The 13,666-nt window shown below is 42.1% G+C and carries 15 protein-coding genes and 1 other annotated feature; all 15 genes read left to right on the top strand.

Going from position 1 to position 13,666, the window contains the following annotated elements; genetic code table 11:
• Positions 1-1,041: a rod shape-determining protein gene (locus tag GOP56_RS22090; RefSeq protein ID WP_003338394.1), complete on the top strand. Its 1,041-nt coding sequence runs from the start codon at positions 1-3 to the stop codon at positions 1,039-1,041.
• 15 nt (positions 1,042-1,056) lie between these two features.
• The gene (gene mreC, locus GOP56_RS22095; RefSeq protein ID WP_163246655.1) at positions 1,057-2,115 is read left to right on the top strand and encodes a rod shape-determining protein MreC; all 1,059 of its coding nucleotides are present in this window, start codon (positions 1,057-1,059) and stop codon (positions 2,113-2,115) included.
• Between the two features lies 1 nt (position 2,116).
• Positions 2,117-2,644: a rod shape-determining protein MreD gene (mreD, locus tag GOP56_RS22100; RefSeq protein ID WP_003338392.1), complete on the top strand. Its 528-nt coding sequence runs from the start codon at positions 2,117-2,119 to the stop codon at positions 2,642-2,644.
• 27 nt (positions 2,645-2,671) lie between these two features.
• Entirely contained in the window at positions 2,672-5,074 is a 2,403-nt protein-coding gene (locus tag GOP56_RS22105) for a penicillin-binding transpeptidase domain-containing protein (RefSeq protein WP_163246656.1), read from the top strand.
• 93 nt (positions 5,075-5,167) lie between these two features.
• Complete coding sequence (gene minC, locus GOP56_RS22110; protein ID WP_003346023.1) at positions 5,168-5,839, top strand: septum site-determining protein MinC; 672 nt, start codon at positions 5,168-5,170, stop codon at positions 5,837-5,839.
• Positions 5,840-5,868: 29 nt separating this feature from the next.
• A complete protein-coding gene (gene minD / locus GOP56_RS22115) occupies positions 5,869-6,663 on the top strand; it encodes a septum site-determining protein MinD (protein ID WP_003338388.1) in 795 nt (264 codons plus the stop codon).
• A 197-nt stretch (positions 6,664-6,860) separates the two neighbouring features.
• A complete protein-coding gene (gene rodA / locus GOP56_RS22120) occupies positions 6,861-7,994 on the top strand; it encodes a rod shape-determining protein RodA (RefSeq protein WP_163246657.1) in 1,134 nt (377 codons plus the stop codon).
• 232 nt (positions 7,995-8,226) lie between these two features.
• On the top strand, positions 8,227-8,427 hold the full coding sequence (locus GOP56_RS22125; protein WP_003338386.1) for a cold-shock protein: 201 nt from the start codon (positions 8,227-8,229) through the stop codon (positions 8,425-8,427).
• A gap of 153 nt (positions 8,428-8,580) precedes the next feature.
• On the top strand, positions 8,581-9,384 hold the full coding sequence (locus GOP56_RS22130) for a M23 family metallopeptidase (protein ID WP_163246658.1): 804 nt from the start codon (positions 8,581-8,583) through the stop codon (positions 9,382-9,384).
• On the top strand, positions 9,377-10,219 hold the full coding sequence (locus tag GOP56_RS22135; protein WP_041751982.1) for a M50 family metallopeptidase: 843 nt from the start codon (positions 9,377-9,379) through the stop codon (positions 10,217-10,219). The genes GOP56_RS22130 and GOP56_RS22135 overlap by 8 nt, the downstream gene beginning before the upstream one ends.
• A 111-nt stretch (positions 10,220-10,330) precedes the next feature.
• Positions 10,331-11,842, top strand: a complete 1,512-nt coding sequence (locus tag GOP56_RS22140; RefSeq protein ID WP_163246659.1) for an Rne/Rng family ribonuclease — start codon at positions 10,331-10,333, stop codon at positions 11,840-11,842.
• 56 nt (positions 11,843-11,898) lie between these two features.
• Positions 11,899-11,980: a sequence feature (ribosomal protein L21 leader region), on the top strand.
• A gap of 11 nt (positions 11,981-11,991) precedes the next feature.
• A complete protein-coding gene (gene rplU / locus GOP56_RS22145) occupies positions 11,992-12,303 on the top strand; it encodes a 50S ribosomal protein L21 (protein WP_003338381.1) in 312 nt (103 codons plus the stop codon).
• Entirely contained in the window at positions 12,303-12,659 is a 357-nt protein-coding gene (locus GOP56_RS22150) for a ribosomal-processing cysteine protease Prp (RefSeq protein WP_022585795.1), read from the top strand. The genes rplU and GOP56_RS22150 overlap by 1 nt, the downstream gene beginning before the upstream one ends.
• A gap of 5 nt (positions 12,660-12,664) precedes the next feature.
• The gene (gene rpmA, locus GOP56_RS22155; RefSeq protein ID WP_026315215.1) at positions 12,665-12,958 is read left to right on the top strand and encodes a 50S ribosomal protein L27; all 294 of its coding nucleotides are present in this window, start codon (positions 12,665-12,667) and stop codon (positions 12,956-12,958) included.
• 122 nt (positions 12,959-13,080) lie between these two features.
• Positions 13,081-13,665, top strand: a complete 585-nt coding sequence (locus GOP56_RS22160) for a Spo0B domain-containing protein (protein ID WP_003338377.1) — start codon at positions 13,081-13,083, stop codon at positions 13,663-13,665.
• Position 13,666: the final 1 nt, after the last annotated feature.

Consider the following 13,666-nt stretch of genomic DNA (forward strand, 5'->3'; position numbering starts at 1 on the left):
ATGTTTGGTAGTTTCACACGCGATATGGGGATTGACTTGGGAACAGCTAATACCCTCGTATACGTTAAAGGAAAAGGAATTGTGGTGAGCGAGCCTTCTGTTGTAGCGATCCGCACTGATACAAATACAATTGAGGCTGTAGGTAATGCAGCCAAAAACATGATTGGTCGTACACCGGGAAATATCGTGGCTGTTCGTCCGATGAAAGACGGAGTTATTGCTGATTTTGAAACCACTGCAACCATGATGCGTTATTTTATTCGTCAAGCTCAGAAAAATCAAGGCTTCTTTAGCCGTCGTCCTAGTGTAATGGTTTGCGTGCCATCTGGGATTACAGCGGTTGAAAAACGTGCGGTAGAGGATGCAACGAAGCAAGCAGGAGCAAAAGAAGCATATACAATTGAAGAGCCATTTGCGGCTGCAATTGGTGCTGATTTGCCTGTTTGGGAACCAACAGGTAGCATGGTAGTGGACATTGGGGGCGGTACGACGGAAGTAGCTATCATCTCATTGGGTGGAATTGTTACTAGTCGTTCCATTCGTGTAGCTGGTGATGAAATGGATGAGGCAATCATTCAGTATATTAAACGTCGTTACAATCTGATGATTGGTGAGCGTACTGCTGAGACGTTGAAAATGGAGATTGGTTCCGCTATCGCCCCGGATGAACAAGAAACAGTAGAAATTCGTGGTCGAGATCTTGTGACAGGTTTGCCAAAAACGATCTCTGTTACAAGTACAGAAATTGCCGAAGCATTGGCTGAAACGATTATGTCAATTGTTGAAGCTGTGAAAATTACATTGGAGAAAAGTCCTCCGGAGTTGGCTGCAGATATCATGGATCGTGGAATTGTACTAACTGGAGGCGGGGCATTACTACGTCACATTGAGCGTTTATTAACACGTGAAACAGGTATGCCTGTTCATGTGGCGGAGAATGCACTTGACTGTGTAGCCATTGGAACAGGGCGAGCGCTTGAGAATTTGCATCTCTTTAAATCTAAACATGGAATAACATCTTCTCGTGCAAAAAGACGATAAGCGGGTGACGTGTCTATGTCATTCTTCGGTAATCGAAAACTTATAATTGTATTAATTGGCTTAGTTGTTCTGTTGGTAGTGATGGGTTATACCGCCAAGGACAGAATGAACCTGACATGGCCAGAAAAATTCATGAAAGATACAACCAGCGTGGTGCAGGGCCTATTTTATCGCCCTGCCCAGGCTGTTTCGCAGTTTGTTCATAATGTTCAAGATGCTTATCATGTGTACGAAGAAAATCGTGTATTAAAAGCAAGCTTGGATCAATACGCGCAGATGTCTGCTGAGTTAAAAGCTATAAAGTATGAGAATGGACAACTGAGAGAGAGTCTTGGCACAAAACAAAAATTAAATGATTACAATGTCATTTATTCAGAAGTAGCTGCAAGGAATTCGAGTCAATGGAATGATGTGTTGGTCATCGGTAGCGGTAGCAAACAAGGTGTTAAGAAAGACATGGCTGTTATGACCTCTAAAGGTTTGATAGGGAGAGTGAAGGATGTTTCCAATTTCTCTGCGACAGTTGAATTGCTTACAAGCAGAGAGAGCTCTAACCGCAACCATGTTTCTGGATACATTTTGGCCACTCAGCCAATCCAAACTCCGCCTTCAACTACTGGTAATGGCCAACAGACGAATGGCACAAGCAATACAGCAAATGCGGCTAATTCGAATAAATCAAATACAGCTACCACGCAGGCGAATAACCAACAGAAGCCAGCAACTACTACGAAGTATGTAAGCGGAATTTTAGAGGATTACGACTCGGTTGAAAAATTATTGATTATGCGCAAGATTCCTTTAGATCAAAAGATCAGTGTGAATGATGCGGTAATTACGTCTGGGTTAGGCGGTATGATTCCTAGTAAACTACCAATTGGTGTAGTGGTCAAAACAGAGCCAGGAGACTATGGATTAACCCAAACAGCCTATATAAAACCGTATGCTGATTTCACATTAATTTCTGATGTCTTGGTTATTGATCGTAAGTCTGTGGAGACTCCAACTGGCGATTCGAGTTCTTCCAGTCAAAAAGGAACCACTCAGCAATCGAAGGGAAAAGGGGGTAAATAGTATGTTATCTCGAACGAAATTGACCCTCTTTTTGCTATTGCTGTTTATATTGGAAGGATCGGTAGTACAAGTTTTTGTGCCGAGTGCATGGGGGATGTCTTACGAGACGATTCCCCGCTTTGCTTTGGTGGGAACTATCCTGATTTCCTTGTTTATCGGGAGACGGGAAGGATTGCTATATGGATTGGTCTTTGGACTGTTACAAGATGTTGTTTTCGGTCATATAATCGGCGTGTATACGTTATCTATGATGGTGGCAGGGTACTTTGCTGGACTAGTCTTGATGCTATTTCATCGTAGCTTTGCCGTCGTGTTTACTACGCTGCTTCTCGTTTTGTTTGGGCATGAGTGGCTTACTTATACGCTGTTTCGCTTATTTATGACCAATCCTGTAGATGTTCGTTGGACACTTACTCACGAAATTTTTCCGACAGTTCTTCTAAATATGCTGTTTGCGGCTTTTGTTTATTTACCGATGAAAAAGCTTTGCTTGCAAGTGAAAGAAAACAAAGAGCGCTCTCATGAGTAGGATCTGACAGAAGGAGGAGTAGCTCGCATGGGAGAGAACCAACAACAACCTAAATCCCATATTGCCACTAGATTAAACGTTTTGTTTTTTTTCGTGTTTATATTTTTTGCAGCTGTTATTTTGCGACTTGCCTATGTGCAAATCGTAGAGGGAGAACAATATCAACACGATTTGGAAAAGTATAGTATTAGACAATTACCAATACCTGCACCGCGTGGTCGTATCATAGACGTGAACCACAATGTTTTGGTTTCGAATAAGCCCGTTTTTACGGTTACTTATACATCCGAGCAAAAAAGGGAAATTAATGAGGAAGCAGTAGCCGAAAAACTGACGAGCTTGCTGCAAATGGATGAAAAGATTGGGACTGATAAAGAACTGATAAAAAAAGCGACTGAATTGCAGACCACATTACCGATCACTTTTAAGCCAGAGCAATCTCAAAAGCTCATCCAGCAGCTAACTCCCAAAATTAATGCTCTTCCAAATTCGGCTCAATTAAAAGGGATAAAGGACTATGATTTAGTAAAAACAGCCTTTGCCTTGGGACTCTCAGTAAGATCCCCTTTCGATGAAAATGATCGTGAAGCTTTACAAAAAAAATTGCCAGCAACGATTCAGGTAGACGGCAAGAACGTGGATACGAAGGCAGCCTATGACAGTCAATTGTTAAAATATGTCATCTCAGCTAGTGTACCGTATCCAATTGCTCTTGAAGACAAAGTAAAGGAATCTTTGCAAAAGGATGTAAAATCACTTTTAAGCAAGATGCCTTCTGCTGAGGAGCTAAGCAGTAAAACAGATGCAGAATTACTCCAATATGCTGCTAGATTTGATTTGGATGTTGCATTGCCATTAACTCCGGAGCAACGTCAGTATCAGTGGCATCGTATTAGCATTTTAAATAGCATGCGAGATTATAGTATGCCTAAATTCATTCCTCGTCGAATTAAGGAAAACGCTACTGAAATTGAAGTAGCCAAAATCAATGAAAATTTAAGTGAATTACCTGGAATTAATGTAATTGTTGAACCCGTACGGCAAATTAGACAAGATGAGGATGGCGCTTTTGCCACACATATTCTTGGCTACATCAGTCCAATCAGTGCAAGTCAGGTTAATGAGTATCTTGCGATGGGATATTCCAAGACAGATCGTATTGGAGTCGAGGGGTTAGAAAGATATTACGAGAAAGATTTACGTGGAAAAGATGGCATTATGGACGTGCAGGTAAACAAGGATGCAGAGACGGTCGTGAAAGGAAGAACTCGCGAAGCAATACCTGGTAATGATCTAGTTCTTTCCTTAGATTATCGCTTCCAAAGTAAATTGGAGGAAATTCTTAAACGAAATGTCAATGAGATGAGACGCTCTGCGAAAGGAACAGTGAACGCTGCCTCTGCGGTCGTAATGAATCCTAATACAGGTGAAGTTTTGGCTATGGCTAACTACCCTGATTACGATTTAAACCTCCACTATAATCGAAAGCTATTCAATGAGAATTATGAGAAGGTAGTTGCTCCAGCACAGCTTAATAATGTCACTAGGGGTGTTTATCCACCGGCTTCTACAGTGAAACCTATTTCGGTTATGATGGCCTTACAAGAAAAGTTAACTACACCCAATGAGTCAATTTTTGACCCTGGTTATTTCCAATTTGGGGATGTAAAGAAACGAAACTGGAAACTAGGTGGCCATGGTCAAGTTGATGCAAGACGAGCAATAGCTGTATCCAATAACACATACATGTACACAATGGGCTGGAGATTAAAGGAGCGCGAGATAGGAAAAGGAAATAGTTATCGTGAATCCTTTAAGATCATTAATTTTTACAATCAGCAGTTCGGTCTAGGAGTTAAGACTGGTATTGATTTACCAAGTGAAAAGGCAGGCTGGCCAGCTCCAACATTTGAAATGGGACGTATTGCCGATGCTCTTATTGGACAGTATGATAGCTTTACTCCTATCCAATTGGCTCAATACGTTTCTACAATCGCAAATGGCGGATATCGAATTCGACCGCATATGGTTAAAGAAATTCGAAAAGGCTCTATTGATCCTAAGAAGCCAGGAGATGTCATTACAACCATAGAGCCGCAAGTTTTGAACAAAATTAATATCAATCCAAGCTACCTCAAGGTAGTTCAAGAGGGGATGCGCCGTGTTACTCAGCCTGGAGGTACTGCTGCGACAGCGATGGCAGGCTTGCCGTTTAGTGTAGCTGCTAAAACAGGTACCGCTCAAACAGGCGGAACATCTTCTGATAACTCCTTGATCCTTGGATATGCACCTTACGAAAATCCTAAAATTTCCTTTGTAGTAGTGGTTCCGCATTCTGGAGGACATGGTTCAGATAGGATCGCGCGTGAATTGCTGGAGGCTTATCATGCCTTGTATCCACTTAACAGTACGGTAACGCCGACAGAGTAGGCTTTCTAAGATTAATTCGCTGAGTTTTTTGTTAGCGAGGCAGGAGTTTGTTGTATAAATGGCGAATGGTAACGGTCGAGGTGAAACATCTCCATGAATACGGCCAAAAGTAAAGTAGTCATTAAAGGAACCAAAGATGGACTTGTCTTTTTTATGGACGATACCTGTTCATTTTCGGAGCTTTTAGATGATTTACGTGAAAAAATTGAGCACAGCCATCCACAATTTTTTAGTGGTCCTCTCATCAGGATTACATTAAAACTTGGGAAGCGTTACTGCACTCCAGAGCAACAGGAAGAGTTAACGCAGATTATTCGCATGAAGGGTAATCTGGTTATTCATATGATCGACTCGGATGTGATTCTTAAAGAAGAAGCATATAAAGAAGCCAAAGCTCCCGGATTGATTGTACAAACAAACACGGTTCGTTCCGGTCAGGTATTAGAATACGACGGAGATATTTTGCTACTGGGTGATGTTAATCCTGGTGGTACGATAAGAAGTACGGGGAGTATCTTCGTGTTAGGTAATCTTCGTGGTGTAGCGCAAGCGGGAACGAATGGCGACAAAGATGCTGTAATCGCCTCCGCTTGCTTACATCCAACCCAACTGAGAATTGCGGAAGTAATCAGCCGTCCGGGAGATGAATGGTCGGACTATAGCGGTACTACTGAGTTTGCTTATTTGGAAGAGGATCGGATGGTAGTCGCTAAAATGAACTTTTTGCATCGCTTACGCTCAGATTTGGGTAAGAAGAAAGCATAACGGTACGGAATGAAGGAGAGGGAGCATACGTGGGTATTGCAATAGTTGTTACTTCAGGGAAAGGCGGAGTGGGGAAAACCACCTCATCTGCTAATATAGGAACCGCATTGGCTCTTAATGGCCAGAAGGTGTGTATGGTAGATACAGATATCGGCTTACGCAATCTGGATGTGGTCATGGGACTAGAAAATCGGATCATTTATGACCTGGTTGACGTAGCAGAAGGCAGTTGTCGTTTGCAACAGGCTTTAATTAAAGATAAGCGTTTTGAGACGTTGTCATTATTACCAGCAGCGCAGACCAAGGATAAATCAGCGCTTACAACAGATCAAATGGAAGATATCGTCACCCAATTGAAGCGTGATTTTGACTACGTCATTATCGATTGTCCAGCAGGTATTGAACAAGGATTCCGCAACGCTGTAGCAGGGGCTGATCAGGCTATTGTTGTGACGACTCCGGAAAAGGCGGCAGTACGTGACGCAGATCGTATCATTGGCCTGCTTGAACGTGAAAATGTAGGAATGCCTAAATTAGTAATTAATCGAGTGCGGTCCCATATGGTTAAGAATGGTGACATGTTAGATGTAGAGGATATTCTGGATTTACTTGCCATTGATTTACTGGGTGTGATTCCTGATGATGAATATATCATCAAATCAGCAAATGCAGGCGAGCCGGCAGTGATGAATCATGAATCCCGTGCGTCCTTAGCATATCGAAATGTAGCAAGACGTTTGTTAGGGGAATCAGTGCCTTTACTGCCACTTCAGGAAAAACCAGGAGTTTTTCATAAGTTCCGTAAGTTTTTTGGCTTAAAATAAGGAATGCTAGTCGAGAAACAAGAGAACAGGGGTATACTCCTGTTTCTTTTTTACTGATCCGAACTTATGGAATTTTTATCTTATAAAGTGCAACGAAGGTTCTTAGTGCCAAAGGTTTGGTTTTCAAGTTTTTCTTTGCATTTCCGAATAATATAAGACTTACAGATACTAGACCTTAACATGCACGGGGGAAAAAAATGGATTTTGAAAAGCGATATATAAAGCAGTTGGATTGGTTGATTCTGTTGATCCTTCTAGGTCTTGGCTTGTTTAGTTATCTCGGCATAAGCGGATCTGCCCCAGGAGTGGCGACAGCGAACCGACAGCTTATGTGGTATGCTATTGGTTTTGGCGTATTGTTTTGTACACTGATTATTGATTATCGGGTGTTCCGGCAGCTATCATATGTAGTTTACGCTATAGGACTAGTTTTGCTTTTCGGCGTATTTTTTACGAAGGCCATTAACAACGCCACTAGTTGGTATAATCTGGGTGTCGTTCTGTTTCAACCATCCGAACCTATGAAAATTTTTACGATAATAGCTGCTGCACACTATATGTCCAAACGTGAAGAAAAATTAGGTAAGCCTTATTATCTTTATGAATGGTGGCCTGTATTTCTGATCGTTGGGGTACCGCTTCTCATGATTTTTAAACAACCAGACTTGGGTACAGCTTTAGTCTTTTGTGCTATATTAGCAACCATGCTGATTGTTGGTGGAATTCGAGTACGGCATATGATTACGTTTAGCGGGATTGCTGCTCTTGGAGTAGGGTTAGTTTCCTATGTTTATATGTACCATAAAGATGATATCTTTTTTAAATTGATCAAACCTTATCAATGGGCTCGGATTGAATCTTGGTTAAACCCTTATCTTGATCCAGTAGGTCAAGGATTTCAGCTTTTACAATCGCTTATTGCAATTGGATCGGGGCAGTTAACAGGTAAAGGCTTGAACACAGCCACACAGGCTAGCTTGCTATGGGTTCCGGTTGGTGAGAGTGATTTCATTTTTACGGTCATTGGAGAGCGTTTAGGGTTTATTGGAGCAGGAATTATGATGATCCTGTTTTTCGTGTTAGTATATCGAATGATTCGGATTGCGATGGAGTGTAATGATCCATTCGGTGCCTATGTGGTATCAGGTGTAGTTGGAATGCTTACGTTTCAAATTTTTGAAAATATTGGAATGACCATTCAGCTAATGCCAATTACTGGTTTGCCTTTGCCATTTATTAGTTATGGTGGAAGCTCGCTTTTAACCAATTTCTTAACAATAGGTGTAGTATTGAATATTGGGATGAGGAAGCAGAAACTTAGTTTCGATTAAGTTAAAAATCGTGACAAACCAATAAATGTGTGATATATTCAAGGTAAGTTAACCATTTTACTTACCTAGTGATTTGATGGATTGGATGATATGCCGTGCTTTTCAGAGATAGCGTCACCATGTGATCAAGTCTCTGTTGGGCACGGCTTTTTTCCTTGAAACAAGCTTTAAGTGATGGTTAACAGATATTTTAATCGTCTGAAAAGGCGAACATTTCTAGGAGGTTTTTTCCATGCAACAAGGTACTGTAAAATGGTTTAACGCAGAAAAAGGTTTTGGTTTCATTCAAGTTGAAGGCGGAGAAGATGTATTCGTACACTACAGCGCTATCCAAACTGAAGGTTTCAAAACTCTTGAAGAAGGTCAAAAAGTTGAGTTTGAAATCGTTCAAGGTAGCCGTGGACCACAAGCTGCTAACGTTAATCGTCTGTAAGATCAAATACGTATAAAAAGAAGCAGTCTCTCTTTTGAGGGGCTGTTTTTTTTCATTTATGCTAATAATTACAGCTCTGTTTTACAGTGTCATATCCCACCTAGACAAGTCATATAATCCAAGTAAAGCTTGGCCTGAAAAGGGGTGGGATGCATGTTTCATGAAAGAGAACGGGTAAAGGAGAGAAGACAGGAAAGAAAAGAACAGCTTCTCTTACAATCGCGCGACAGTATGCCGCCACACATTGATGAACTACACGATCCGATAAAAAGAGTGCTTATTCCTGATCAATATGTAAAAAACACTGATTTCAGCAACGAGACTCCCCCGAGCAAACCGGTGGGATTCCAGCTTAAAAGGCAGATCTATCTTTCTCTAGCGGTTATTGGTGTGGCCTATGTCCTATTAAAAAGCCCGTTTGGTGTTCCGAATACATGGCGAGATTTATCAAGAGAAGTGATGACTCGCGATTTTAATTTTGAAGGCGTGGCGGTTTGGTACGAACAAGTCACAGGTCACTCGTCAAGCGTGCTACCGGTTCTTTTTAACAAAAAGGAGAAGGAGAGTGTGCCAGCCAACGCGTATCAGCTAAGTAAGTGGAGTTTGCCGAAGGAGTGGAAAATAGCGAAGGAATATGATACGAAAAGCGCCAAAATAGTTGTTGACTTAGGAGACAAAGGAGAGGTCGTCAACATGGATACCGGCTGGGTAACTTTTGTTGGGGAAAAACCTGGTTATGGAACCACTGTGGTCATGCAGTATACCAATGATCGAGAGATTTGGTATGGAAACCTTGAAAAAGTCAATGTATCTGTAAATGACTGGGTGAATAAAAAGGACACAGTTGGGGTTGCTAAGCCTTTTGTCGATCAAGTGGTTAACACGCGTTACCTTTTTATGGCGATGAAACAAAACGGAAGATTTACTAATCCATTGGACGTGATCTCATTTGAGTGATTTTTGGCCAGGCGGTATTCGTATCCGCATCCACCTTTTATTTTGGCTGGTCATAGGCCTAGCTGTAATGGCTGGTTATTTTATTGAAACGATTGCGTTATTTATCATTGTACTTATCCATGAGCTTGGTCACATAGCGGCCGCCCGTGAACTTGGCTGGGAAGTAAAAGAAATTCAATTGTTACCCTTCGGTGGAGTCGCGGTTATGGAGGAATCTCCAACATCTGATGCCATAGACGAGATTGTCGTAGCATTAGCAGGCCCTTTTATGAATATCGTTATGATTTTTTTTTCTCTTTTATTTTGGTGGGTAGGTATATGGTCGGAGCATTGGGCCCATTTTTTTATGAAAAGCAATATGATGATTGCTTTGTTTAATTTATTACCGATGTGGCCCTTAGATGGTGGCCGCATTGTGCAGGCAGTCTTAACATCGTTCATTTCTTATCGGAAAGCGGCGATTTTATCATTTAGCAGTAGCTGTGGATTAGCTATTTTACTTCTAGGAGCCGGAATTTGGTTGCTTCATGCCAATCTAACTGCTATTGCCATCTATTTGGCTCTTACCAATGGGCAAGCATACAAACGCTTTCCTTATCAGTTTATTCGCTTTTTACATAAAAGATATCAGAGAGCGCCCAGACTAGAGCCGATAGAGCCTGTACGCGTACCTTCGTCTCTCTCTGTTTGGGAAGCTACCCATAAGCTACAAAAAGGGAAATATCATTTGTTTTATATTACAGGGAAACAAGGTGGCGTACTGCCTGAGGAGAATGTACTTTATGCTTGTCTAGTGGAGCGGCGTCAGCGAGATTGGATCAGCAGCCTACTGTAGCGTATGATGCTTTTTGACTTGATCATTGAAAAGCTACTTCTGTTATTTTTCAAATCGAATAGAAATGCGCTACAATGAGAGGATAGGACAGACCTCCAGGAGGAAGATTAGTTGAACAAAAAACAACAACGTGCTCTCCAACAAATTATCGTGAGCCGTGACATAGAAGAAACACGTATTGCTGTCATGGAAGCAGGGCGACTTGCAGAATTGACAATGGAACAGAACAAACCAATGGCGGCGGTGGGAAATATTTATAGAGGGCGAGTAAAAAAAGTCTTACCAGCCATGCAAGCTGCCTTTATAGATATTGGAGAAGAGCAGGAAGCGTTTTTATATATTGACGAGGCATTGCCCCCAGGCTGGAAAGTACAGAACCGAGGGGCGGCCAAGCCTAATATTCGAACATTGGTACAAGTAGGCGAGGAAAAAATCGTCCAAATTAGCAAGGAAGCGATAGGAAGCAAATCTCCAAGACTTACCTCTGAAATCAGTCTGCCGGGCCGCATGCTGGTTTATTTGCCATTTGCAGGGCTAATCTCGTTGTCACGTAAAATTGTAGACGTAGACAAACGGGAACGACTAAGAACATGGGCAACAGATAGCTTAGCTGAGGGAGAAGGGATTATTGTAAGAACGATGGCCGAGGAAGCTTCCGTGGAGCAGTTGCAGACAGAGCTTAATTTCCTCCGTGCAAAATGGAAGGCGGCCTATCAGGAAACGGGAAAGAAAAAAACGCCGTCCCTTCTATTGTCAGCAGATAATGCAGTAAGCCGCATTTTATTAGATCGCTCGGAAGATCAGATGCTGGAAATCGTAGTGGATGACGCAGAGCTGTATCATGAGCTTAGGGGACAAGCAAAGGCTATTTATCCAGCCATGTTTACTAAAATTCAATTCTATCAAGGAAAAACCTCTGTGTTAGATGCCTATGGTGTCGACAAAGAAATTGAAAAAGCTCTGTACAGGCAAGTGTGGCTCAAAAGTGGCGGCTTCCTGGTAATTGATCAAACAGAGGCTATGACTGTGATCGATGTTAATACAGGGAAATTCACGGGGAAGAGCGGTCAGCAGCTAGAGGATACCGTGACGGCAACCAATGTGGAGGCAGCCCAAGAGATTGCTAGGCAACTAAGGCTTCGCGATATTGGCGGTATTATCATAATTGATTTCATTGATATGAAGCAGGCCAAAAACCAGCAGATTGTACAGGGAGCCTTGCAGAGAGAATTAGACAAAGACGTGACCAATAGTTATGTCATGGGCTTTACACAATTAGGCCTTTTGGAAATGACAAGGAAAAAGGTAAGAAACAACCTTGCATCTGTTCTAACCAAGCCATGCATCACTTGCAGTGGTAAGGGGAGGATTTTAACGGAGCAGGAGGTAGCTGGGCGTTTTATTCGAGAGGCTAAAGCATTGATCCGGGGACAGGATGCAGAAGCTATTGTAGCCGCTTTTCATCCTCATGTGTATGAGTATGTTCAAGCTGAGGGAAGACGTGAGCAATTAGCGAAGGATTGGGGCGTTTTGGTTCAATTTATTTCACGTGAAACCATGCACCCAAGTGAATATCAGATTTTGCATGTTGGGAAAAAGGCTGACTCTAAACGTTTTTCTTGACCTTTTCTGCTAGGTATGATATTCTCTGATTGTTATGCAGCTATGCTTGTACCTTGAGCATACTGTAACCGCGCGAATCAGGTTTTAGTAAGATGGTTTGTAAAGCCACACCTGCATAAGGCGAGTCTGAGTATAGGAGGTGCAATAGAATGTACGCAATTATCGTAACAGGTGGTAAACAATACAAAGTTGAAGAGGGTGCTACTCTTTTCATCGAAAAACTAGCTGCTTCCGAAGGTGAAACAGTTACTTTTGATCAAGTATTGTTCGTAAGCAAAGACGGTAAAGTAACTGCGGGTACTCCAACTGTAGCTGGTGCAACTGTAACAGCTAAAGTTGAAAAGCACGGTAAAGGTGAGAAAGTTATCGTGTATAAGTACAAAGCAAAGAAAAACTACCGTCGTAAGCAAGGTCACCGTCAACCATTCTCTAAAGTTGTTATCGAAAAGATCAACGCGTAATGGTTAAGGTCGAGGTAATTCGATCTCAGACGGGCATTGCAGAGATTGCTATGACAGGTCATGCCAATGCTGGCAAATACGGAGAGGACATTGTTTGTTCGGCTGTATCGGCTATTATTTTAGGCAACCTGAATGCGGTACATCTTTTGCTCGGTTTGAAGCCGGATGTGGAAATGAACACAGAAGAGGGCGGATTTTTAAAGTGGCGGCTTTCATCTTTGGATGATCCGGCTCTTGAAGAGAAGCAACAACTACTAGCGGAAAGCACAGTGGTTGCTCTACTGGCTATTTCCCAAAACTACGGAACATATATTTCTGTACAAGATTCAAAATGGCAAGGGGGTGCTCACTCATGATGAACATGCTATTCACTATGGACCTGCAATTCTTCGCATCCAAAAAAGGGGTAGGTTCTACAAAGAACGGTCGTGACTCCATCGCTAAGCGCCTTGGTACAAAGCGTGGCGACGGCCAATTCGTAAAAGCTGGTAACATTCTTGTTCGCCAACGCGGAACAAAAATTTATCCAGGTGCTAACGTAGGCATCGGCGGCGACGATACTTTGTTCGCGAAAGCTGACGGAATCGTTCGTTTCAAACGTCTGGGACGCGATCGCAAGCAAGTTGTGATCGAACCAGTTGTTGCTGAAGCGTAATAACGACAAGAAGCTAAAACCCAGCCAATCGCTGGGTTTTTCTTTTTACTCACTATCCTTTACTCTACTCGTACTTATGTTAAAATAAAAGATGGAATCCATATAGTGACAGGTGGGAAAACATGAAGGACGAACAAAAGTTTATTACGGATCATGCGGACACGTTATTGAGAATTGTAAACCAGGATCGTCATGATTGGCTCAATCATCTTCAGGTTCTCCATGCTTATTTGAAGCTGGGACGCTACCAAGATGGAGAGGATTACCTGCAAAAAGTGACCGAGGAAGCTCACCGTGAAAGTATGATTGCTCGCATAAACTGTTCGCGTTTGTCTGCTTTCTTTTTGACGTTTAATGCGTTAAATCGAGACATAATAGTAGAAGTAGAGGTTAAAACACAGGTAGATGTGACCAAGCTAGAGATGCAAAGCGATAGCTTTTTTTATTTGATTTCAACTTGCATCGGTCTATTACAACATCACTTGCATAAAGAACAAGTGGAGCATCCTCACTTAGCGGTGACGTTGTTTCACTCGGATAATGAAGTATTTGCCAACTTTGACTTGGAAGGTCAGGTCTCTGCATTAGTTGCAGGGGAAGTGGAAAAGCTTATTCATGATCACAAGGGTATGGCCAAGCTCGTAAGTGAACAAATACATACCGATACAGGCTGGATTGCTGAAATGAGCTTTCCTTGCAAAATGTAGA

The sequence above is a fragment of the Brevibacillus sp. 7WMA2 genome, from assembly GCF_010748895.1.
Classification (GTDB): Bacteria; Bacillota; Bacilli; order Brevibacillales; family Brevibacillaceae; genus Brevibacillus_B; species Brevibacillus_B halotolerans.

What these genes read in the sequence shown, in the direction of transcription:
- GOP56_RS22090 (WP_003338394.1), top strand. Translation starts at nt 1, where the DNA reads ATGTTTGGTAGTTTCACACGCGATATGGGGATTGACTTGGGAACAGCT.
- mreC (WP_163246655.1), top strand. Translation starts at nt 1,057, where the DNA reads ATGTCATTCTTCGGTAATCGAAAACTTATAATTGTATTAATTGGCTTA.
- mreD (WP_003338392.1), top strand. Translation starts at nt 2,117, where the DNA reads ATGTTATCTCGAACGAAATTGACCCTCTTTTTGCTATTGCTGTTTATA.
- GOP56_RS22105 (WP_163246656.1), top strand. Translation starts at nt 2,672, where the DNA reads ATGGGAGAGAACCAACAACAACCTAAATCCCATATTGCCACTAGATTA.
- minC (WP_003346023.1), top strand. Translation starts at nt 5,168, where the DNA reads ATGAATACGGCCAAAAGTAAAGTAGTCATTAAAGGAACCAAAGATGGA.
- rodA (WP_163246657.1), top strand. Translation starts at nt 6,861, where the DNA reads ATGGATTTTGAAAAGCGATATATAAAGCAGTTGGATTGGTTGATTCTG.
- GOP56_RS22125 (WP_003338386.1), top strand. Translation starts at nt 8,227, where the DNA reads ATGCAACAAGGTACTGTAAAATGGTTTAACGCAGAAAAAGGTTTTGGT.
- GOP56_RS22130 (WP_163246658.1), top strand. Translation starts at nt 8,581, where the DNA reads ATGTTTCATGAAAGAGAACGGGTAAAGGAGAGAAGACAGGAAAGAAAA.
- rplU (WP_003338381.1), top strand. Translation starts at nt 11,992, where the DNA reads ATGTACGCAATTATCGTAACAGGTGGTAAACAATACAAAGTTGAAGAG.
- GOP56_RS22150 (WP_022585795.1), top strand. Translation starts at nt 12,303, where the DNA reads ATGGTTAAGGTCGAGGTAATTCGATCTCAGACGGGCATTGCAGAGATT.
- rpmA (WP_026315215.1), top strand. Translation starts at nt 12,665, where the DNA reads ATGCTATTCACTATGGACCTGCAATTCTTCGCATCCAAAAAAGGGGTA.
- GOP56_RS22160 (WP_003338377.1), top strand. Translation starts at nt 13,081, where the DNA reads ATGAAGGACGAACAAAAGTTTATTACGGATCATGCGGACACGTTATTG.